Below are 20,341 nucleotides of genomic sequence, written 5' to 3'. Positions count from 1 at the left end.
CCCCACCCACCAGTGCCGCGATCAGCTCCCCGGCTGCTCGATCAGCTGCGCCACGTACAGCGGCTCCCCGAGTTTCTCCAGCAGTGCGAGCTGGGTGTCCAGGTAGTCGATGTGCTCCTCCTCGTCGGCCAGGATGGCCTCGAAGAGGTTCGCCGAGGTGACGTCGTTCTTGGTGCGCATCGCCACGATGCCGCGCCGCAGCCGGTCGATCGCCTCGACCTCCACCTGGCGGTCCGCCTCGAACATCTCCTTGACGCTCTGGCCGATCCGGACGTGGAAGAGCCGCTGGTAGTTCGGCAGCCCGTCCAGGAGGAGGATCCGGTCGGTCAGTTTCTCGGCGTGATTCATCTCCTCGAAGGACTCGTGCCGGGTGTGCCTGGCGAGCGCCACCCAGCCGTAGCTCTCCTGCATCTTGGCGTGCAGGAAGTACTGGTTGATCGCGGTCAGTTCAGCTGTCAACTGCTCATTGAGGAATTCGAGAACCTCCTGGTCACCCTGCATCGCGGCCTCTCCTCCTCCTGCTCTCGGCAACGGCCCGCCCTGATTCCAGGAAACGGCCCGCCCCGTGCCGGTGCAAGCGCCGCGCGGCGCACACCGAACCATCGCAGCGAGTGAGTGGCGGAGCACGCCTCGTCGGCAGGCGACGCGGCTACGGAGTGAGTCCCCCGGTACACGGCGCCCCGGGCTCCGGCGTCTGCGGGCCTTGGACGTACTGGGTCAGGAAGGCGTCCACGCGGGGGTCGCTCGCGCTGTCCACCACCAGCTGGGTACTCCAGGCGGTGAGCGTGATCGTCCCCGCTTCGGTCGGGTAGGGGCTCATGAACGAGTACGGCTTGCCCTCCACCTTGGCGGCGAGAGCGGCGACGTCGGCCGGACCGGCCTTGTTGTTGTAGGTGATCCAGACCGCACCGTGCTCCAGGGAGTGCACGGCGTTCTCGTTCGGTACGGGCTTGGTGTACACGTTGCCGTTGCAGTTGAGCCAGAGCGGGTTGTGGTCGCCGCCGACGGGGGGTGTCTGCGGGTAGCTCACCGGGGTCTGGACGTGGGTCCGTCCCAGTGTGCCGAAGGTCTGGACGCCGGCGATGGTGACCGCGGCCTTGGGGGCGTTGTCCGACGCCGAGGTCACGGCCCAGATGCCACCGGCGACGACTCCGGCGAGGATGACGCCCGCCGCCGAGGCATAGACGATCTTGCGGCGGCGCTCGTGTCGTCGCTCCTCCCGGCGGAGGGCTTCGATCCTGGCGCGTCGGGTGTCCGGCGATTCTCCGGGAGCGGCAGCCATGGCTGATGTCCTTCTCCCCGCCGTGCGGGTGCCCGGCGTTCATCTCCAGTATCGCCGCGAAACCCCGCCGGGGCCCAAACGGGGAAGGCGTCGGCGAGGATGCCCCGGCCGGCGATCCGAGTGACGCAGAGGGCGGGCGGAGCGACGCGGGGCCGCGACCGGTCCCCCGATCCGGTCGCGGCCCCGCAGGCTCGAAGAGTCGTCACGACCCGGGTCAGCAGCCGCCGGTGGTGGAGCAGGACGACTCGGGTGCCGCTCCGAGGGTGATGAGCTGCGGGGCGGCGGGGACCGGGCAGCAGCCTCCGCCGTCGCGGGCGTCGTCGGGCTGGTCGAAGAGACCGGATCCGCCGCAGACGCCGGTCTCGGGAAGGGTGAGTTCGACGCGGGCGGCGGCCTCGTGGTCGCCGGCGAGCGCGGCGGCGACGGAACGGACCTGCTCGTAGCCGGTCATGGCGAGGAAGGTCGGGGCGCGGCCGTAGGACTTCATGCCGACGAGGAAGACGTCCTGCTCGGGGTGGGCGAGTTCGTGCGCGCCGTGGGGGTAGACGGTGCCGCAGGAGTGCTGGTTGGGGTCGATCAGCGGAGCGAGTGCGGTCGGGGCCTGGAGGCGCTCGTCGAGGCCGAGGCGGACCTCGGAGAGGAACGACAGGTCGGGACGCAGGCCGGTGAGGACGACGACCCGGTCGACCGGCTCGCTGCGGCGTCCGTCCTCGCCCACCAGGACCAGCTGCTCGCCCTGGGTCTCGACGGCGGCGGTGCGGAAGCCGGTCAGCGCACTGGCATGGCCGTCCTCGACGGCGGTCCTGGCGCGCAGGCCGAGCGCGCCGCGGGCGGGCAGCTGGTCGGCCTCGCCACCGCCGTAGGTGGAGCCGGTGATGCCGCGCCGCAGCACCCACACCGCGTGGGTGCCGGGCTCGTCCTCCGCCAGGTCGGCGAGGTGGGCGAGGGCGGTGAACGCGGAGGCACCGGCGCCGACCACGGCGGTGCGCCTGCCGGCGTACCGGGCGCGGACGGCCGGGTCCTTCAGGTCGGGGATGCGGTAGGAGATGCGGCCGTTGGCCGCGCGCTCGCCGAGTGCGGGCAGGCCGTCGGCGCCGAGCGGGTTGGGGGTGGACCAGGTGCCGGAGGCGTCGACGACGGCGCGGGCGAGGATGCGCTCCTCGCGGCCGTCGACGTGCTCGACGTGGACGGTGAAGGGCTGCTCGTCCCGGCCGGAGTCGACGATGCGGTCCCGGCCGGCACGCGCCACGCCGGTGACCCGGGCCCCGTACCGGACGCGCTCGCCCAGGACGTCGGCGAGGGGCTGCAGGTAGAGCTCGGCCCAGTCGCCGCCGAAGGGGTACGTCGCTCCGTCGGGTCGGACCCAGCCGGTCGGGGCGAGCAGCCTCTCGGCGGCCGGGTCGACCACCTCGGCCCAGGGCGAGAACAGCCGGACGTGCGCCCACTCGCGCACAGCGGTGCCCGCAGTGGGGCCGGCCTCCAGGACCAGGGGCTCGATGTCCTGCTCGATCAGGTGGGCGGCGGCGGCCAGTCCGATCGGGCCGGCGCCGACCACGACGACGGGCAGCCGGCCGGCGGAGGTGTTCTCGCTCATCTCAGGGTCTCCGGAAAGGTGATGACGGGGGCACCCCCGACCGAAGGCCGGGGGAAGGCGGGGGGAAGGCGGGGGCGGGATCGAGGACGGGTCAGCAGCAGTCGGCACCGGCGGCGACGGCCTCGCGCCTGGCGGCCGGGTCGCAGCACGTCTCGGCGGCGGAGGCGCCCTCGGCCGTCCCGCAACAGGGGGCTACGGCGGAGGACACCTCCACGGCCGGGCGTTCGGCGGCGACCGGGCCGCAACAGCCGGCGGACGGGGCTACGGAGTCCGGAACGGGGGTGGCGTTGTCACTCATGGCGATCTCCTCGGCGAGGACGCGCTTCGTCAGCAGACCGGGAAGACCGTCCGCGGCTCGCTGGTTCGACGTTTGTCGATGTACTGCGAGCTTGCCGCTCGCATCGACGGATGTCAACATAGACGCATGTCGAATCTGGAAGTGGCGGAGCTGCCGGTCATCGAGCCGGAGGTCGTGCCGTGCTGCCCGCCGGTCACCTCCGCGGCGCTCTCCGAGGCGGACTCGGTGAAGATGGCGGCGATGTTCAAGGCCCTCGCCGACCCGGTGCGGCTGCGGCTGTTCTCCCGGGTCGCCTCGCACGAGGGCGGCGAGGCGTGCGTGTGCGACATCCAGGACGTCGGCGTCTCCCAGCCCACCGTCTCCCACCACCTCAAGAAGTTGCGCGAGGCCGGGCTGCTGACCAGCGAGCGGCGCGGTACCTGGGTGTACTACCGGGTCGCCCCCGAGGTCCTGGCCGCCATGGCCGGCCTGCTGTCGGCGGCTCGCTGAGGCAGGCGCCGGCCCGCGCGGGCCTTGGGGGCGCCTTTAGGGCCTTTGGGGCTGGCACTTCATCGACTATCGTCGATAGTCGATGAATGAGACACCTTCCACCAGCCCTGTTGTCGATGCGGAAGCCGCCGAACGGTACGCGGCCTGGTTCAAGGCCCTGTCCGACCCGACCCGCGTCCGGCTGCTGAACCTGCTGGCCGTCGAAGCCCGGCCGATGAGCGTCGGCGAGATCGTCGAGCGGGCGAGCGTCGGCCAGTCGACGGTCTCGCACCACCTGAAGATCCTCGCCGAGGTGCGCTTCGTCCTGCCCGAGCGGCGGGGCACATCCACCCGGTACGAGGTCAACCGGGCCTGCCTGACGGGCTTCCCGGCCGCCGTGCGGGCGATCCTGGGCGAGAGCGGCGAGAACGAGAGCAGCGAGGAGAAGTACCGTGGCCGATGAAATCGTGATCGCCCCGATGGCGCCCGAGCACGCCGCGCAGGTCCTCGCCATCCACCAGGCGGGAATCGACGAGGGCAACGCCACCTTCGAGACCTCCCCGCCGACCTGGGCGGCGTTCGACACCGCCAAGCTGCCCGACCACCGGTACGTCGCCCTCAGCCCCGACGGCCGTGTGCTCGGGTGGGTGGCCGTCGGCCGGGTGTCGGACCGCTGCGCGTACGCCGGGGTAGTCGAGCACTCGGTCTACGTCCACCCCGACGCCCGGGGCCGGGGCGTGGCGGGTCGGTTGCTCGGAGCGCTGATCGTCTCGACCGAGACGGCCGGGATCTGGACGATCCAGTCCGGTGTCTTCCCGGAGAACGCGGCCAGCCTCGCCGTCCACGCCAAGGCGGGCTTCCGGGTCATCGGCACCCGCGAGCGCATCGGCCGCCACCGCGGTGTCTGGCGCGACGTGCTACTGATCGAGCGTCGCAGCCCGGTCGTCGACTGAGCGAACGTCGGCGTCGGGCCGCGAGCAGGAGCCCCGCCAGGGCAGGAAGCGCCCAGGCCACTCGGACCCGGCCTGGTTCGGCATCGGGCGGCCGGGCAGGGACGAGTACGCGGCCGGGGAGAACAGCCGAAGGCTCTCCCCGTAGTGCTGCCAGGCCCCGCCCGGCGCGTTCGATGCGTCGAGGATCGCGAAGTCGAGTCCGGCGCGCCGCAGGTGGTACCCGGCGGCGAGGCCCGCCTGACCGGCCCCGACGACGAGGACCTGGACGCGCCGGACGCCGCTCACCTGGCGGCGACCCTGGCGCGGTGGGTGAAGATCAGCACGACGAGGACCAGGCCGACGACCCCGCCGATCAGCTGCATCCCGATGAACCCGGGCAGCGAACCCGGGGCGATGCCGGCGAAGGTGTCGGTGAACGCGCGACCGATGGAGACAGCGGGGTTGGCGAACGAGGTCGAGGACGTGAACCAGTACGCGGAGCCGATGTAGGCGGCGACCGCCACGGGGGCGAAGCGCAGGTGGTCGGTCTTCGCCAGGCCGAAGATCAGCAGCACCAGGCCGGCGGTCGCGACGACCTCGCCGAGCAGCAGGTGCCCGGCCGAGCGGTCGTGCGTCGACCACTTCACCAGCGCCTCACCGAACATCGCATTCGCCAGCACCGCGCCGCCGATCGCACCCACGATCTGCGCCGGGACGTACGCGGCGACCTCACGGACTCCCAGGCCCTTCGCGTCCTTGCGGCCCGTCCACCACTCGGCAAGCGTGACGACGGGGTTGAAGTGCGCGCCCGAGACCGGGCCGAGCAGCAGGATCAGGATGCCCAGGCCGAACACGGTGGCGAGGGAGTTGGCCAGCAGTTGCAGGCCGACGTCGTTCGTGAGCTCGGTGGCCTGGATGCCGGAGCCGACCACGACCGCGACCAGGGCGGCGGTACCGACCAGCTCGGCCGCCACCCGGTTCGGCAGCGGAACGGCGGGTGGCTCCGCCGCCAGCGGCTCGGCCTCGGTGATCTCAGGTCTCGCCTCGTCCATGGCGCTCAACAGGTACTCCTCGTGCAGGGCGGAGCGGGGCCGCCGGGATCGGGCCGGGTGGTTCAGCAGGACCGCTTGCGGTTGTTCGCGGCGGCTTCGCGGGCGGTGGCGGCCAGCCCGGCGAACTCCCCGGCGACGGCCTCCAGGGCGTCGACGCGGAGCGAGTAGTACGTGAAGCGCCCGCAGGGCTCGGTGTCGACCAGCCCCGCCTCGCGCAGGATCTTCAGGTGGTTCGACAGGTTGGTCTGCTTGGCGCCGGTCTCCTCGACCAGATGTGTCGTGCACAGCGCCTCCTCGGCGAGGAGCGCGATGATCTGCATCCGGAGCGGGTCGGCCAGAGCCCTCAATACGTCACTGTCGACTGATGTCACCATGGGCTGATACGTTACCCGTGCCAGAGCCCCGAAGCGAGCCCCGTTCTCCCGGCCGCCACCGGGGACACCCGCGCGTCTTCACCGCACGGTCCTCCCCCGGCCGGAGGCTGGGGGTACGCGCCGTCCCCGACCGGACCGGCTCCCGTGCCGAGGCCCTCCTCGGCGAACCCGCCGCCCGGCCGAAGCAGCCCCACCCGTCCCCCAGCGGGTCCCGGACAACCGAAGGACACCTCACCATGACCACTGCGCCGATCGCCTCCGTGCTGTTCGTCTGCATCCACAACGCCGGCCGCTCGCAGATGGCCGCCGGCTTCCTGCGCCACCTCGCCGGCGACCGCGTCGAGGTCCGTTCCGCCGGCTCCGTCCCGGGCGAGCGGATCAACCCCTCGGCCGTGGCCGCGATGGCCGAGCTGGGCATCGACATCTCGGACCGGAGGCCGAAGGTGCTGACCACCGAGGCCGTCCAGGCGTCCGACTACGTGATCACCATGGGCTGCGGCGACGCCTGCCCGTACTTCCCCGGCAAGAAGTACCTGGACTGGAAGCTGGACGACCCGGCCGGCCAGGGCGTCGAGGCCGTCCGCCCGATCCGCGACGAGATCAGGGGCCTCATCGAGGGCCTGATCGCCGAGATCGACGCCAAGACCGAGACCGACGCCCAGACCGAGACCGACGCCCAGACCGTGCAGAGCGCCACCGAGCAGGGCGAGGAGAACCGGCCGTCTTCATGAGCGCGAACGCGTCGACCACCGGCGACGGCGACGGGCGCGAGGTCGCCATCGGGGTTCAGGACGAGGTCGACGAGCGCTGAGGGGCCGTCACGCCCCGCACTGGAGGCCGGGGGTGCTCCCATGCGGGGCCCGGGCGCGGTGGTTCGGTGATCGGGAGGAAGCGGGCGGCCCCGCCGCTGGTGTGCCGGGTGCGGGGCGGGTGAACCCGGGGGCGGTGCGGTCCGTGAAACAGACTACCGGGGCGTGATCTTCGCGGCTTCCGACGCAGCCCCACCGCGCCCCCGGCACTACCGAGGAGCAGTAATTTGGAGCCCACTCCGCCGCAGGACCTGCCCCATTCCGATCGTTCGGACGCGTCCTACACAGTCGAGGAGGTCTCCAGACTGGTGGGGATGTCACCGCGCAACATCCGTGCCCACCAGTCCCGCAAGCTGCTCCCGCCGCCGGCCCGCCGGGGGCGGATCGGCTACTACAACGAGACCCACGTCCGTCGCCTGCGGCACATCGTGCACCTCCAGCGCCAGGGCTTCAATCTGGTGTCCATCGCGGCCTTCCTCGGCGTCGGGGACCGGGACGACGAGGAAGCCCGGCTCGCCACCGCGGTCAGCCGGGCAGTGCGCGACCAGCCCGCGGTGTTCTACTCCCTGAACCGGCACGGCATGCTCGGCTGGGAGGCCGACGGCACCATGACCGTTGCGCGGCCGGCGGTGCACCGGGCCACGATGGACCTCGTCCGGACGGGCGTCCCGCCGGCGACCGCCCTGCGGTGCCTCGCCCGGTCGCTGGACCGGATCGCGGGCGCCGCCGATGAGTTGGTCGCTTCGTCGAGCACGGAACTCCTCGCCGACGCCGCCGATGAGACGGCCGCTCCATCGGGCGCGGCGGCCGTCGCCGGAGCGCCTGCGCCCGCAAACGGACCGGCTGCCGCCCGGTTCGGTGGACCGCGGACCGCGCGACTCACCGAGGGGTTGGTGGAGTTGTTGGTCAGCACCTTCAGGGCCGCCGCGGAGGACCGGGGCCGTGAGCTCGTCACCGAGTTGCTCACGGAGGCCGGCGGCGGCGACAGCTGGGTCGAGGAGCACCTGGTGGTCGAGAACGGGTAGACGCGGCCCGGGTCATGCCTGCAACTCCCGGCCGGTGGCACGGTTCCGTGCAATCGTGAGCCGTTTCCGGGCTCGATCCTGTTCCTCCCTATGGGCGGCCGCGTCGCCGACAATCGGTCACTGTTCTTCAGCACCGGCGGAGTTACCGTGCGGCGGCGGCTGGTCCCCGGATCTGCACAGCCCTGCCGACGTGCCGCACGGCCGTCCCAGTACCGGAAGCATGAAGGCCAGTGAATCGCACAATCCCCCTGCCGGGCGCGGTGAAGACCGCGAGCTACCGACTCCGCGTCGATGCCCGGCTGACCGAGGAACCGGGCGGCTCGCTTGCCCTCGAACAGTCCCGCTACCGGCTGCGCCTGCCCGGGCTGGAGGCGGGACGCCGTGCCGTGCTGCTACGGATGGCGGAGACCTGGCTGAGCGACCTTCAGATCGCCCAGCTCGTCGCGGGGTTGGAAGGCGAATCGCGGCTCCTGCCGACCCAGTTGCTGGTGCGCCGACTGCTGCTGCACTCCTGGCTGGAACGCCGGGTGTCCATCGGGGCCCGTGCCGTGCTGGACGTCGTGCCCCGCCGCATCGGCGCCCAGAGTGTTCCGCCGCAGCGCCGCCACCGGCCCGGAGCGGTCTACCGGATGTCCAGGTTCGCGGTGCTGCGTGCCGAGCACGGCCGGATGGTGGCGTACTCGCCGCTCAGCACCGTCGGGATCAGCTGTCCCCGGTTCCGGCTGGCCGCCGTCCTGGCCCGCGCCTGTGCGCAGGAGATCGGGCTCGGCGAAGTGGCCGAGGAGCTGGAGGTCGACGAGTCGGCCGCCGGGTTCCTGCTGGACGAGCTGCTCTCCGCCCGTCTCCTGCTGCCCTCCGAGGAAGCCGAGACCGAGACCCGTGCGGAGCCGATGGCCCTGTGGTCGGCGGAGGAACTCTGGCTGCACGACCGCTCCCGCCCGGAGCGCCACGCGGCCCCGATCGGCGCGACCGACCGCTTCCGCGGCCTCCTGGAGGCGGACCCCGGGCGGACGGACACCGTCGACGGCCGCCCCTCGGTCGCCCTGCCCACACCCCCGTGCGCCGCCCAGGCGTCCGGATCGTTGTCGACGGTGATGGCGAGGCGCCGCAGTGTGCGTCGGCACGACGACAGCCGGCCGGTGACCCTGGCCCAGCTCGGCGAGTTCCTCCACCGGGTGCAGCGCCTCGAACTCCGTGACCGTGACGGCGTGGTGACCGGTGTCCGGCCCTACCCGAGCGCGGGCGGCCTCGGCGAACTGGAGGTCTACCCCCTGATCTCGCAGTGCGAGGGCCTCCCCGGCGGCCTCTACCACTACGACTCGGTGCACCACCGTCTCGTGCTGGTCGCCCCGCCCGGAACGGAGACCGAGCGGATGCTGTCGTTCGCCCGTGGGACGGCCACCATGCCGGGCCCGCCGCAGGTCCTGTTCGTGATCACCGCCCGGGTCGGACCGCTGATGCGGAAGTACGAGGGGATCCCGTACACGCTGGCGCTCAAGGACGCCGGGATCCTGACCGCCTGGATGTACCTGGTCGCCACTGACATGGGCCTGGCCCCCTGCGCCCTCGGCGCGGGGGACGCCGCCTCCTTCTCCGACCTGGCCGGCATGGACACCCTGGCCGAGCCGGCCATCGCCGAGTTCGCCCTCGGCTCCTGCCCGCCCGAAGGCCGGGCGCCGGAATGCGCTTCCGCAGACGAGTAGTCCCGACCGGGCCGAGCACGCATCCCCCCTTGCACCAGAGAGCAGAGGACCGAGCCATGCACCCCACCGAACGCACCGCCTTCGCCTCCGGCTACAGCGCGGCGGTGGCCGCCGTGTGGTCCGATCCGGGCCAGGAACGGCTCCTGGCCCAGGACCCGCGCGTCCTGCTCGCCGAGCACGGCATTCGAGTGCCGGCGGGAACGACCGTGGTCGTCGACCGTGACCGGCCCTCGGCGCCGGAGGTGCTGGACGCGCAGATCCGGTCGTGGGAGGAGGCGGCCGTGAGCGGCCGGCTCACGCTGTTCGTGCCCCGCCCCGACCGGTTCGAGGCGCGGGACCTCTCGGAGGAGGAGCTGGACTCGCTGGTGGCCGGCGTAGGCGTTCAGGGCTTCCCGGAGATGCCCTACTGACACGCCGGGCCACCGGAGTTCGGGACAGTGAGCCCCGGGGCCGGGCCGTTGCGGACCCGTCCCCCGGGGCTCACCACCACGGCCTCAGCCGCCCAGGGCCGCCGCCAGGTTCGCCAGGGTGCGGTGCGGCCCGGTCGAGGCGGTACCGGCCTTCGAGGCCGAGACCGTCTCCGCGGCGGCGCACAGCGCTTCCGGGGTGAGTCCGGCCAGCCGCTCCCGGTAGTGGTCGAGCAGCGCCGCCGCGGTCCGGCGCAGCTCGACCGGGTCCACGGGGAGGGGAGGCAGTTCGAGCCCTTCGTCGAACCGGCGGGTGAGGGCCGTGCGCAGGTCGGCGGTGCCGGGCTGCCGGACGGTCAGTGACAGGTGGAACGACAGGCCGTCGGTGTGACCCACGGCCGAGTGCGGTGCGCCGCGCGGGACGTAGAGCACCTCGCCCGCGTGCACCGTGGTCTCCAGCTGGACGGGCCCCGGCTCCGGCTCGGGCCCGCTCTGCCAGCGCCCGTCCTCGGGGACCGCGTGGACCTGCCACCGCTTGCTGCCGTGCAGCTGGAGCACGAAGACGTCCGCGTCGTCCCGGTGGGAGTCGAACCCCTTCCTGCCGGGCGGGGTCACGAAGAGGAAGGCCTCGACGCCTCGGCTCAGCTCAGCCCCGAGGCGGCCGACGAGTGCGGCCGCCCCGGAGTGCCAGTGCTCGATGTTGCGCATCAGCAGGGTGGCGCCGGAGTCGAGATGGCCCATCACCTTCGCGGTGTCGGCGTAGCCGCGGAAGCTGCGGTCGATGAGGTGGTGGGCGCTGGTGTAGTCGCCCTGCTCCAGTGCCTTGCCCTGGGAGACGAGTTCGAGGTAGGGGATGCGCAGCAGGCCCGAGGCCAGCACGGCGTCGACGTCCGCCAGCGTGACCGGCGGGGCGAGCGGGGCGGGCGGGCGCAGCAGGCAGGCCTGGCGACCCCATGCCGTCGCCAGGAACGGTGCGGGGTCGCCCACCAGGGACCGGAGAGTTTCCATGCGGGGAGTGGCCTTCCGTAGCGGGAGCGAGCTCACGGGCGCCGAATCTAAGGCCCGCAGAACGGGCGGCGCAAGAATTCTCCGACACTTGCTCGGGTACGGGCACGGGTGAATCCGGACCGTTCCACCGAATCGTGCCGCGGGCGTTTTCCGATCCCACCGCCTTTCTGGACCTCCGCCCGGCGGGCCCCGGAGAATGACCGCCCCGGAATCATTTCCGGCACCGACCCGACGAGTACTGGAGCAGGCGATGCCCGTGCCGCTTCCGGACATGCCCCTGCCGGACGTGCCGCTGCCGGACGCGGCGCTGCGCCGGCTCGGCCTGAGCGGCGTCCGCGCGGTGCGTCCCGTCACGGTGGGACTGACGAACCGGTGCTGGCAGGTCGAGACCGGCTGGAACCGGCGCCTGTTCGTCAAGCAGTTCCTGGGCGCGGAACCGGAACGGCTGCGAGGCCAGCACCGGACGGTCCGGGCCCTGCAGCAGCGCGGCCTGGCGGTGGCCGCTCCCTTGGTGACGCCGGAAGGACGCACCCTGGTCGAGGTGGCGGGCGACCTGTTCGCGCTCTACCCCTGGGTGGAGGGGCGGCATCTGCCCGGCTGGCTGATGCACCTCAGGCAGGCCCGCGCCCTCGGCCGGCAACTGGCCCTCCTCCACCGCGAGTTGGCGCGACTGCTGCCTCCGGGAGTTCCCGAGCCTCCTGCGCCGCCGGACCGGGACACGGCCTTGCGCGCCATCGACGCGTTCCTCGTCCGGATCGCCCGCAAGCCCGACCGCGATGCCTTCGACCGGTTCGTCCGCGCGCACCTGCCCGGCCGCCGGGCCCTGCTGGAGGCGGCCCGCCCGCCTCGGCCGTCCACCGCGCCGGAGGGGGCATCGGGCTGGACGCACGGGGACTTCCACATGGCCAACGTGCTGTGGCACGGCGGCCGGATCGCCGCTGTGCTGGACTTCGACGCACTCGCCGTCCGGGCCTACGCCCAGGAGGTGGTGCGGTCGCTGATGCTGTTCTTCCCCTCCCGCGATCGCAGGGGGCTCGCCACCGCGCAGGCGGCGGCCTTCGTCGCCGGATACCGCGCCGTGTCACCGCTGTCCGAGCGGCAGTTGGCCGAGGCGGCGGAGCTCCTCTGGTGGGAGCGCGCCTGCGACCTGCGCCACCTGGAGCGGCACTACGGACGCCAGGACCGCACCCGGGACCACCTGTTCGTCACGGACGGCCTGATGCTCTCCTGGTGGTCCGGACACCCGGACCAGGTGGCGACCGTGCTGGCCGGGGAGACGGCGTTGGCATCGATCGATGCAATCCCCGGGGGAATTCCTTCATGAATCCGTGCTGCCGGCCCGATTTCTTGTGGCCGCTCGGACGGTCGCACTAGGGTGGCGCAAAAAGACGGACGGTCCGGATTTTCCACGCCGCGTCCTGTGCTGGTCGTACGAGCACCGCCCGGCCCGTCGGCGGAAATACGTGAAATTGGAGTCGCCCCGTGTTCCTGGGTGTGGAGATCGGCGCACCGGAATCCTCACGGCCCGCCGCGTCCGACTGCGCGCGCGCCGCGAAACTGGCCGAGCAGGGATCGTTGGTCTTCGTGACGTTGGACGAAGCCCTCACGTCCCGGGCGGACTCCTCGCCCGCCCGGCAGCGGCTCGCCCAGAGCAGGCTGAACCCGGTGGCCGCGCTGGCCCACGTCGCACCGCAGACCACGTCGATCGGGCTCGTCGCGACGGCGACCGTGACCCATGTCGAGCCCTTCCACGTGTCGAAGGCCCTGGCAACGCTGGATCATGTCAGCGCCGGCCGCGCGGGCTGGTGCGTGCGGGTGTCGACGAGCGCCGAGGAAGCGGAGCTCTTCGGGGACCGCTCTCCCCGCGACCTCCCCGCCTTGTACGAGGAGGCGGCCGAGTTCGTCGAGGTGGTCTCGCTGCTCTGGGACAGCTGGGAGGACGGTGCGGAGATCCGCGACGCCGCCACCGGGCGGTTCCTCGACCGGTCGAAGATCCACGCCGTGGACCATCACGGCACGTACTTCCGGGTGAAGGGTCCCGGGATCGTCCCGCGGCCGCCTCAGGGGCACCCGGTGATGGCGGTGCGGATCACCTCGGACGACGATCTGCCGCTCGCCGCCCGGGCGGACGTGGTCTTCGGCGGCCTTGAGCAGGTCGTCGGCGCCCGTCCGGGGCTCAGGGGAGGAACCAGGACGATCGCCGACCTCTTCGTGAACTGCCGCGGGCTGCCGGCCGGTCAGTGGGAGTGGCGGGTGGGCAGCGCGGTCGAGACCGGGGGCGTCCGCGACTTCGCGGGCTTCCTCCAGGCGCACGCGCAGACGGGCCTGGTGGACGGGTTCCGTCTCGTGTTCGCCGAGGTGACCACGGAGCTGGCCCGCTTCGTGGACGAGGCCGTCCCCGAACTGCGCGCACGCCGCCTCGTCCTCCCCTGGGGCGAGGACTGCCGCAGCTTCCGTGAGCGCCTGGGGCTGCCGCACAAGGCGCCCAACAGCATGGTCCCGTAGCCCGCAGGCCGCGCGTTCCGCCCTCGACCACGGTGCGGCCGGATTCGCCGGACCCGCCAACACGCTAGGAATCCCGCAGTGAACCTTGGACGGCGCCGACTCCACCTGGGCGTTCTCTTCCCGGTCAATCCCACCACGACGGTGTGGAAGGGCTGCCGGACGGGCAGTCAGATCGACTTCGACGCGATCGCCGGGCTGGCCCGGACCGCCGAGCGCGGCCGGTTCGACTACCTGCTGCTCGCCGACGATCTCCGCCTGCCCGAGCGGAACGGCGAGGTGACCGAGATCGGGGTCGCAGGCCGGCACGATCTGCTGACGATCCTCTCCTCCGTCTCGGCCGTCACGGAGAGACTGGGACTGGTCGCCACCGTCAACACCACGTTCAACGAGCCCTATGACATGGCTCGTCAGCTCGCCACCGTCAACCACCTCTCGGGTGGGAGGTTGGGCTGGAACACCGTGACGACGCCGGACGCCTGGGTCGGGCAGAACTTCCGCCGCGGCGGCTTCCTCCCGCACGCCCAACGCTACGAGCGCGCCGCCGAGTTCATCCGGCTGTGCCGCTCGATCTGGGCCGCCGACGGGACCGGCGGCGGCGTGCCGCTGGCCCACGAGGGGCCTCACTTCCACGCCGGCGGACTCGCGGCCACCGCGTACGACGGCGTCGAGCCGGTCCTGGTGCAGGCGGGGGACTCGGAACAGGGAAGGGAGTTCGCCGCCGCCCACGCCGAAGTCGTCTACAGCAGGAAGCGGGGCCGCGCCGGCCGTGAGTTCTACGCCGACGTCAAGGGCAGGCTGGCGCGACACGGCCGCGGCCCGGAGCAGCTGAAGATCATGCCCGCGATCACCTACGCGGTCGGGCAGTCACGGGCGGACGCCGAGGAACTGGCGCGCACGAGACGCCTGGACATCGTGACGCCGGAGATGGCGATCTACTACCTCGAGGGGCTCTGGGGGCGTGACCTCTCCGCCTACGACCCCGACGGCCCGCTGCCCGACATCGCCCCGGACCCGGACGGCGCGGCATTCGTCACCGGACGACCGACCGGCACGGACGCGCAACGGCGAGCCGACCGCGTGGCGTTCCTCCGGCAGGTCGCGGAGTCCAGGAGGCTGTCGATCCGGCAACTCGTCGCGTTGGTGACGCACACGAAGGCGTTGGCGGGCACCCCGTCCGACATCGCGACCGAGATGATCGACGGCGTCGAGGGCGGCGGCTGCGACGGCTACATCATCGTCCCCGACCGGGCACCCGGCGGACTGGACGACTTCGTGGAGCACGTGGTGCCCGAGCTCCAGTCCCGTGGAGTCCTCCCCGCGGAGTACGGGTCCGGCACGCTCCGGGGCCATCTCGGCCTGCCGGAACACCACCGACAGCCGGCGAACCGGGGTCGATGACACGGATCGCTGTCACCGTGGAACGCTGCCCTGCGCGCCTTGGTGGCAATTCCCGGGAAGGCTTGCCGGCCGCCGGCGCCCGGAAATACCGTCTGCGTTACCACCGGGCGGAACCGAGCGATACGGCCGATTCCCTTCTCGGTGTCGAACGACGATCAGGAGGAATTTCCATGGGTGAGAACGAGAAGCAGAACGTGCCGGCCGACGTGAACGAGAACGACGAGTTCCGGGACGAGGACCTGGAGGGGATCGCCGGCGGCGAGTCGCACCGCTACCTGATCTGACACTCCTGCTTCCAGCGCCGGCTGACCGGCAGCGCACCGGAACGAGCCCGTGCCCGTCACGGTATGTGGCGGAGTGTCATCCCGCACCGCGTTCCGGGCCCGCTCCGGCCCGGAACGCGGCCTGCGGCAGGCGATGTCCTCGGTGACCGGCCAGAAAGGGGTGCCCGTGATGCAGAATCATTCTTCCGACCCGAAAATCGCGGTGTCGGAAATCGGCGAGAAGCTGAACCGCTTCCTCCGGTCGGCCCGTTACGCGGAGAAGCGGGCGGAAATCGAGAAGCTCGTCGAGTTCGACAGTGCGACGGCTGCCGACCGCCTGGCCGGAATCCTGGCCCACGCCCGGGACCGGGTGCCCCGTTACCGGTCGTTGCAGGACCACGTGAAGCCGGTGCTCACGGATTTCCCGCTGACCCGGAAGGCGGATCTGCGCGACCGGTTCATCGACCTGATCAGCAGGGACGAGACCGGTCGGATGGAACCGGGCCACTACTTCATCCACGAGACCAGCGGCAGCACGGGCGAGCCGGTGCGGCTGATGACGACCGCGGAGACCGGCGGCCTGTCCAGCCTGGTGATCGCGGAGCGGCTCTGCCGCCACCTCGACCTGCCCGACACCGGAACCGAACTGAACCTGGGGCTCCACTACGAGGGGACCCCGCTCGTCGAGGCCGGCTTCCTGCCCCGCCCGTACGTCCGGTGCAACCTGCGGGGCTTCGATCCGTCCTCCCCCTCCATCGTGGAGACCTACGCGTCGGTCGTCGGGGCCTTCCCCGTCGACCGGATCATCGGTACGTCGAGCCGGCTCGTCGGCCTGGCGCGGTACTGCCTGGAGCAGGGAATCCGCCTGCGGCCCAAGGCCGTGGTGGCCTCGTACGAGCACCTGGTCGAGGAGGGCCGCCGGATGGTCGAGGACGCCTTCCGGTGCCCGGTCACGACGGTCTACGCGACCTCCGAGACCGGGTCGGCCGCCTGGGAGTGCCGGCAGGGGAACCTGCACTTCCAGGACGACTTCGTCACCCCGGAGCTCTTGCCCTACGACGGCGACGAGACGCTGAGGAGCATCGTCCTGACGGGGCTCCTCACCCGGGCGATGCCGGTGATCCGCTACGTCACGGGCGATCTGTGCTCACCGGCCACGGCCTGCGGGTGCGGACTGCCCGGAACCGCGGTCGGCTCGCTGGTCGGCCGGTCGAAGGCGACGCTGGTGGGTGCCGACGGCCTCGTCTACTCGCCCTACGCACTGCTGGCCGCACTGTCCAACGCGGGACTGGCGGACTTCCAGGTCCTCCAGGAGCACCCCGGCATCCTGCAGCTCATCGTGCCGGACGCGACCGAGGACGCCCGCAGGTGCGTCGAGCACATCAACCGTGACCTCGCCTCGTACTTCCGCGAGGGCCAGGGCTTCCGCCTCCGGCTGGCCGCGACGGGCACGTTCGTCCTCAGCGGCCGGGGCAAGCGCAACCCCGTCGTCCAGCGGCTCGACGTCGCCCCCGGCGCCGTGGAGGGCACCGGCTACCTGAGGTCCGGCGTCCGGAGCCCGGCGTACGCCGGCCCGGTGGCACAGGGCCCTTCCGTCCCGTAGAGGAGATTGTGCCGTGAACGGATCGACTCTCCGGGTCGTGGGATCGCTGGAGGAAGTCCCCTCCGCACGCGACGCGCTGACGGTGTTCCTGGCCGGCGGCATGCGCAACTGCCCCGACTGGCGGCAGTGGGCGATCGAGGCGCTCGCCGACCAGTGGCACCGGGCGGGGGCCGATCGCCCTGTCACGGTGTTCAGCCCCAGCCGGGTCGTCTCCGCCCGCGCCTTCAGCCACGAGCTGGTGCGCTGGGAGCACGACGCCCTCCGGGCCTCCGACGTGGTCCTCTTCTGGTTCCCCCGGGGCAACGAGAAGGCGCCCGAGCAACCGATCGCGCTCTACGAACTCGGTGTCGCCGCCGCGACCTACAAGCCGATCGCCGTGGGCACCGAGCCCGGCTACGTGCGCCGCGACGACGTGGGGGCCCAGTTGGGGCTCATCCGTCCGGGCCTCCCGGTGCGCTGCGACCTGAACTCCACCGTGGGGGACGTGGTCTGGGCGCTGCGCCGTACGGAGAAGGCGCTGGGCGAGGCGTTCTCGGCGGCCGGCACCCTCCAGGCCGTCTGACAGGCGAGCAGCGCCTCTCCCGCAGGAAGGAAGCCCAACCGTGCAGTTCCGTGAGCAGGCACTCGCCAAGCTCCAGTCCACCACCGACCTCGGGACAGCGGCCACGCTGGCCAAGCCACGCAGCCTGGTCGCGCTGCTCATGGTCACGGTGCTCGTCGCCTTCGGCTCGCTGTGGGCGTTCACCGGGGCGATACCGCGCCAGGTCACCGTTCCCGGCATCCTCACCTACGGTCAGGGCAGCTACACCCTGGACAGCCCCGTCTCCGGGCAGATCACCGGGGTCTTCGCCCAGCAGGGCACGACCTTCCCGGCGCAGGCTCCGCTGTTCACCGTCCAGGTCGACTCGACCCAGCAGACCGTTCGCGCCTTCAGCGGCGGACGCACCACGGCCGTCCTGGCGCAGGTCGGCCAGGTGGTCACGGCGGGCACGAACCTCGCCGTGGTCGAGCGCGTCAGCGGTCCGACCGATCCGTTGATCGCGGTGCTGTACGCGCCGACGAGCAGCGCCGGGCTCATCACCCAGGGCAGCACCGTGGACCTCGATCTGCGGTCCGCTCCGGCCCAGGAGTACGGGGTGATGCGCGGCGTCGTCCAGTCGGTCAGCCAGTTCTCCCAGACCCAGAAGCAGATCGCGAGCTTCCTCGGCGACGCCCAACTGGCCGGCCAGTTCTCCGGCCAGGGCCAACCGATGCAGGTGGTCGTGAAACTCCTGACCGCACCGGGCACGACGAGTGGGTTCCAGTGGTCCACCCGTACCGGCCCGCCGTACCTGATTGATTCCCGCACGCTGGTGAGCGCTTCCGTGCACTTGCCATCGGTCAGACCGATTAGCTGGGTGTTGTCGTAGATGTCCGTACTCACCACCACCGACGGTACTCCGAGGGCGCGGTCCTGGCCGAGGCGCCGCCCGGCCCGACTCGTCAAGCCACCGGTGATCTTCCAGATGGAAGCACTGGAGTGCGGGGCCGCCAGCCTCGCCATGATCCTCGCCCACTACAAGCGCTACGTGCCGCTGGAGGAGCTGCGGGTGGCCTGCGGCGTCTCGCGGGACGGCTCGAAGGCCTCGAACGTCCTCAAGGCGGCGCGGCGCTACGGCCTGACGGCGACCGGACGCCGGATGGACACCGAGGCGCTGTCGAAGCTGGCGCCCCCGGCGATCCTGTTCTGGGAGTTCAACCACTTCGTGGTCCTCAACGGGTTCGGCCGACGCCTGGGCAAGGACGTCGTCCACCTCAACGACCCCGGCAGCGGGCCGCGGGTCGTCAACCTCGCGGACTTCAACGAGAGCTTCACCGGCGTGGTGCTCACCATGTCGCCGGGCGAGGGGTTCCGCCCCGGCGGCCGGCGCCCCGGCGTCCTCGCGAGCATGCCGACCCGGCTGCGCGGGAGTTGGGGCCTGCTCGCCCTGAGCGCCTACGCCAGCGTGCTGCTCGCGGTCGTCGGCGTGGCGTACCCCGCTCTCACCCGGGCGTTCGTCAACTCCATCCTGCTGGGCGGCGACCGTTCGTTCCTGACGGCGTTCTTCGGCCTGATGGCCGCGACCGTCATGGCGACGGGGGTGCTCACCTTCCTGCGCCAGGCGTTCCTGCTGCGCCTGCGCATCTCGAACGCGACGATCAACAGCAGCCGCTTCCTGCGCCACGTGTTCAGACTGCCGATCAACTTCTTCGTCCAGCGAAGTCCGGCGGACATCAGCAGTCGCGTGCAGTCCAACGACCAGGTCGCCGTGACCCTGTCCAACGACCTGTCGAGCACCTTGGTCAACGCGCTGGTCGTCGTGGTGTACGCGTGCCTGCTGTGGGCCTACGACCCCTGGCTGACGGTCCTGAGCGTGTCGCTGTCCCTGCTCAACATCGTCGCCCTGCGCACGGTGGCCCGGATCAGGGCCGGCGGGGTCAGCCGACTGGCCACGGACGAGGCGCAGCTGCTGAACACCTCGTACAGCGGCCTGCAGCTCATCGAGACGATGAAGGCCACGGGCGGCGAGAACACCTTCTTCCGGCGCTGGGCCAAGGAGCAGTCCGTCGTCGTCACCGGGCAGCAGCGGATCGGCGTGCCGAGTGCCGTCATGGCGGTGGTCGCTCCCGCGCTGGCGTCCGTCACCACCTCGCTGCTGCTGTTGATCGGCGGCCTGGAGGCGGTGAAGGGAGACCTGACGGTCGGTCTGCTCGTCGCCTTCCAGGCTCTGGTGTCGGCCTTCGTCAGCCCCATCGCGCAGCTGATCGCGGTGGCGCAGCGGGTCCAGGACTTCGCCGTCCAGGTGACCCGGCTGCGCGACGTGGAGAACTACCGGCCGGAACCACGCCCGGCCGCGTCCGACGCCCCGGCCGGGCGACTCGCCGGCAACCTGACGTTCGACCGGGTCACCTTCGGCTACAACCCGCTGGACGCCCCGCTGGTCAGCGAGTTCTCGTTCGCGGTGGGCCCCGGCCGGCAGGTCGCGCTGGTCGGGGGCTCGGGGAGCGGCAAGTCCACCGCGGTGCGCCTGATCTCGGGCCTCTACCGGCCGTGGGAGGGCTCGGTGGACATCGACGGCCTCCCGCGCGACGGCATCGCGCCGGAGGTGCTCAGCGCCTCGGTGGGCTTCGTCGACCAGGACGTCTTCCTGTTCGAGGGGACGGTGCGGGACAACATCACCCTGTGGGACACCTCCATCCCCGACGACCAGGTCATCGCCGCGCTCCGGGACGCCGCGGTGTACGACGTGGTGTCCTCGCGTCCGGGCGGCATCTACGCCCAGGTGGAGGAGGACGGCCGCAACTTCTCGGGCGGACAGCGCCAGCGGCTGGAGATCGCCAGGGCGCTCGTCCGCAACCCGCGCCTGCTCGTCCTGGACGAGGCGACCAGCGCCCTGGACGCCGAGACGGAACTCCTGATCATGAACAGCATCCGCCGCCGCGGCTGCGCCACGGTCGTCGTGGCCCACCGTCTGAGCACCATCCGCGACAGCGACGAAATCGTCGTGCTGAGCCGGGGCGACGTGGTCGAGCGGGGGACGCACGACGCCCTGTCCGCGGCCGGCGGCGCCTACGCCCAGCTCATCAGGGAGCACTGACGC

The 20,341-nt window shown here is 71.8% G+C and carries 20 protein-coding genes and 2 pseudogenes; 14 read left to right on the top strand and 8 right to left on the bottom strand.

From position 1 onward, the window contains the following. Positions 1-21: 21 nt before the first annotated feature. The 4 genes from bfr to J5Y04_RS03945 form a co-directional block, all read right to left on the bottom strand. Positions 22-501, bottom strand: a complete 480-nt coding sequence (gene bfr, locus J5Y04_RS03960) for a bacterioferritin (RefSeq protein ID WP_209410359.1) — start codon at positions 499-501, stop codon at positions 22-24. 148 nt (positions 502-649) lie between these two features. Continuing rightward, complete coding sequence (locus J5Y04_RS03955) at positions 650-1,282, bottom strand: DUF3105 domain-containing protein (RefSeq protein WP_209410358.1); 633 nt, start codon at positions 1,280-1,282, stop codon at positions 650-652. Between the two features lie 214 nt (positions 1,283-1,496). After that, entirely contained in the window at positions 1,497-2,876 is a 1,380-nt protein-coding gene (locus J5Y04_RS03950; RefSeq protein WP_209410357.1) for an NAD(P)-binding domain-containing protein, read from the bottom strand. A gap of 91 nt (positions 2,877-2,967) precedes the next feature. Next, a complete protein-coding gene (locus J5Y04_RS03945) occupies positions 2,968-3,174 on the bottom strand; it encodes a hypothetical protein (RefSeq protein WP_209410356.1) in 207 nt (68 codons plus the stop codon). 126 nt (positions 3,175-3,300) lie between these two features. Here J5Y04_RS03945 and J5Y04_RS03940 point away from each other — a divergent pair, with 126 nt between their 5' ends. From J5Y04_RS03940 to J5Y04_RS03930, 3 genes are all read left to right on the top strand, one after another. Continuing rightward, the gene (locus tag J5Y04_RS03940; protein ID WP_209410355.1) at positions 3,301-3,663 is read left to right on the top strand and encodes a metalloregulator ArsR/SmtB family transcription factor; all 363 of its coding nucleotides are present in this window, start codon (positions 3,301-3,303) and stop codon (positions 3,661-3,663) included. Positions 3,664-3,745: 82 nt separating this feature from the next. Then, entirely contained in the window at positions 3,746-4,105 is a 360-nt protein-coding gene (locus J5Y04_RS03935) for a helix-turn-helix transcriptional regulator (RefSeq protein ID WP_209410354.1), read from the top strand. A 16-nt stretch (positions 4,106-4,121) separates the two neighbouring features. After that, on the top strand, positions 4,122-4,595 hold the full coding sequence (locus J5Y04_RS03930; RefSeq protein ID WP_209410609.1) for a GNAT family N-acetyltransferase: 474 nt from the start codon (positions 4,122-4,124) through the stop codon (positions 4,593-4,595). Positions 4,596-4,649: 54 nt separating this feature from the next. Here the strand turns inward: J5Y04_RS03930 and J5Y04_RS03925 are convergent. The 3 genes and pseudogenes from J5Y04_RS03925 to J5Y04_RS03915 form a co-directional block, all read right to left on the bottom strand. Further along, a pseudogene (locus J5Y04_RS03925) lies at positions 4,650-4,880 on the bottom strand (FAD-dependent oxidoreductase); the annotation flags it as partial. Next, positions 4,877-5,626, bottom strand: a complete 750-nt coding sequence (locus J5Y04_RS03920; RefSeq protein WP_209410608.1) for an MIP/aquaporin family protein — start codon at positions 5,624-5,626, stop codon at positions 4,877-4,879. The gene J5Y04_RS03920 and the pseudogene J5Y04_RS03925, both read right to left, overlap by 4 nt. Before the next feature lie 62 nt (positions 5,627-5,688). Beyond that, a complete protein-coding gene (locus tag J5Y04_RS03915; protein ID WP_209410352.1) occupies positions 5,689-6,000 on the bottom strand; it encodes a helix-turn-helix transcriptional regulator in 312 nt (103 codons plus the stop codon). A 236-nt stretch (positions 6,001-6,236) separates the two neighbouring features. Between J5Y04_RS03915 and J5Y04_RS03910 the strand changes: the two are divergent. The 4 genes and pseudogenes from J5Y04_RS03910 to J5Y04_RS03895 form a co-directional block, all read left to right on the top strand. Continuing rightward, a pseudogene (locus J5Y04_RS03910) lies at positions 6,237-6,650 on the top strand (arsenate reductase ArsC); the annotation flags it as partial. A 386-nt stretch (positions 6,651-7,036) separates the two neighbouring features. Beyond that, positions 7,037-7,834 carry a MerR family transcriptional regulator gene (locus J5Y04_RS03905; RefSeq protein WP_256463451.1) on the top strand — a complete coding sequence of 266 codons (798 nt, stop codon included), beginning with the start codon at positions 7,037-7,039 and terminating at the stop codon, positions 7,832-7,834. A gap of 230 nt (positions 7,835-8,064) precedes the next feature. Continuing rightward, positions 8,065-9,537: a SagB family peptide dehydrogenase gene (locus tag J5Y04_RS43425; protein ID WP_209410350.1), complete on the top strand. Its 1,473-nt coding sequence runs from the start codon at positions 8,065-8,067 to the stop codon at positions 9,535-9,537. A gap of 56 nt (positions 9,538-9,593) precedes the next feature. Further along, on the top strand, positions 9,594-9,947 hold the full coding sequence (locus tag J5Y04_RS03895; protein ID WP_209410349.1) for a hypothetical protein: 354 nt from the start codon (positions 9,594-9,596) through the stop codon (positions 9,945-9,947). Positions 9,948-10,031: 84 nt separating this feature from the next. Here J5Y04_RS03895 and J5Y04_RS03890 read toward each other — a convergent pair whose 3' ends face one another. Next, a complete protein-coding gene (locus J5Y04_RS03890; RefSeq protein WP_209410348.1) occupies positions 10,032-10,952 on the bottom strand; it encodes a JmjC domain-containing protein in 921 nt (306 codons plus the stop codon). Between the two features lie 250 nt (positions 10,953-11,202). Between J5Y04_RS03890 and J5Y04_RS03885 the strand changes: the two genes are divergently transcribed. From J5Y04_RS03885 to J5Y04_RS03855, 7 genes are all read left to right on the top strand, one after another. Beyond that, positions 11,203-12,276 carry a phosphotransferase enzyme family protein gene (locus J5Y04_RS03885; RefSeq protein WP_209410347.1) on the top strand — a complete coding sequence of 358 codons (1,074 nt, stop codon included), beginning with the start codon at positions 11,203-11,205 and terminating at the stop codon, positions 12,274-12,276. A gap of 158 nt (positions 12,277-12,434) precedes the next feature. Then, a complete protein-coding gene (locus J5Y04_RS03880) occupies positions 12,435-13,457 on the top strand; it encodes an LLM class flavin-dependent oxidoreductase (RefSeq protein WP_209410346.1) in 1,023 nt (340 codons plus the stop codon). 78 nt (positions 13,458-13,535) lie between these two features. Next, positions 13,536-14,855 (top strand): LLM class flavin-dependent oxidoreductase, encoded by a 1,320-nt coding sequence (locus J5Y04_RS03875; protein ID WP_209410345.1) that lies wholly within the window; start codon positions 13,536-13,538, stop codon positions 14,853-14,855. Positions 14,856-15,308: 453 nt separating this feature from the next. Beyond that, positions 15,309-16,721, top strand: coding sequence for a phenylacetate--CoA ligase family protein (locus J5Y04_RS03870; RefSeq protein ID WP_209410344.1), 1,413 nt, complete (start codon positions 15,309-15,311; stop codon positions 16,719-16,721). A 13-nt stretch (positions 16,722-16,734) separates the two neighbouring features. Further along, positions 16,735-17,283: a nucleoside 2-deoxyribosyltransferase domain-containing protein gene (locus J5Y04_RS03865; RefSeq protein ID WP_209410343.1), complete on the top strand. Its 549-nt coding sequence runs from the start codon at positions 16,735-16,737 to the stop codon at positions 17,281-17,283. Between the two features lie 40 nt (positions 17,284-17,323). Then, complete coding sequence (locus J5Y04_RS03860) at positions 17,324-18,130, top strand: HlyD family efflux transporter periplasmic adaptor subunit (RefSeq protein WP_209410342.1); 807 nt, start codon at positions 17,324-17,326, stop codon at positions 18,128-18,130. Beyond that, entirely contained in the window at positions 18,131-20,338 is a 2,208-nt protein-coding gene (locus J5Y04_RS03855; protein WP_209410341.1) for an NHLP family bacteriocin export ABC transporter peptidase/permease/ATPase subunit, read from the top strand. The last annotated feature ends 3 nt before the right edge of the window (positions 20,339-20,341 follow it).

It is taken from the genome of Kitasatospora sp. RG8, from assembly GCF_017813315.1.
In the GTDB taxonomy this organism is placed as follows: Bacteria; Actinomycetota; Actinomycetes; order Streptomycetales; family Streptomycetaceae; genus Kitasatospora.
The sequence above is the reverse complement of the archived record's forward strand: the minus strand, read 5'-3'. Positions and strand labels throughout refer to the sequence as shown.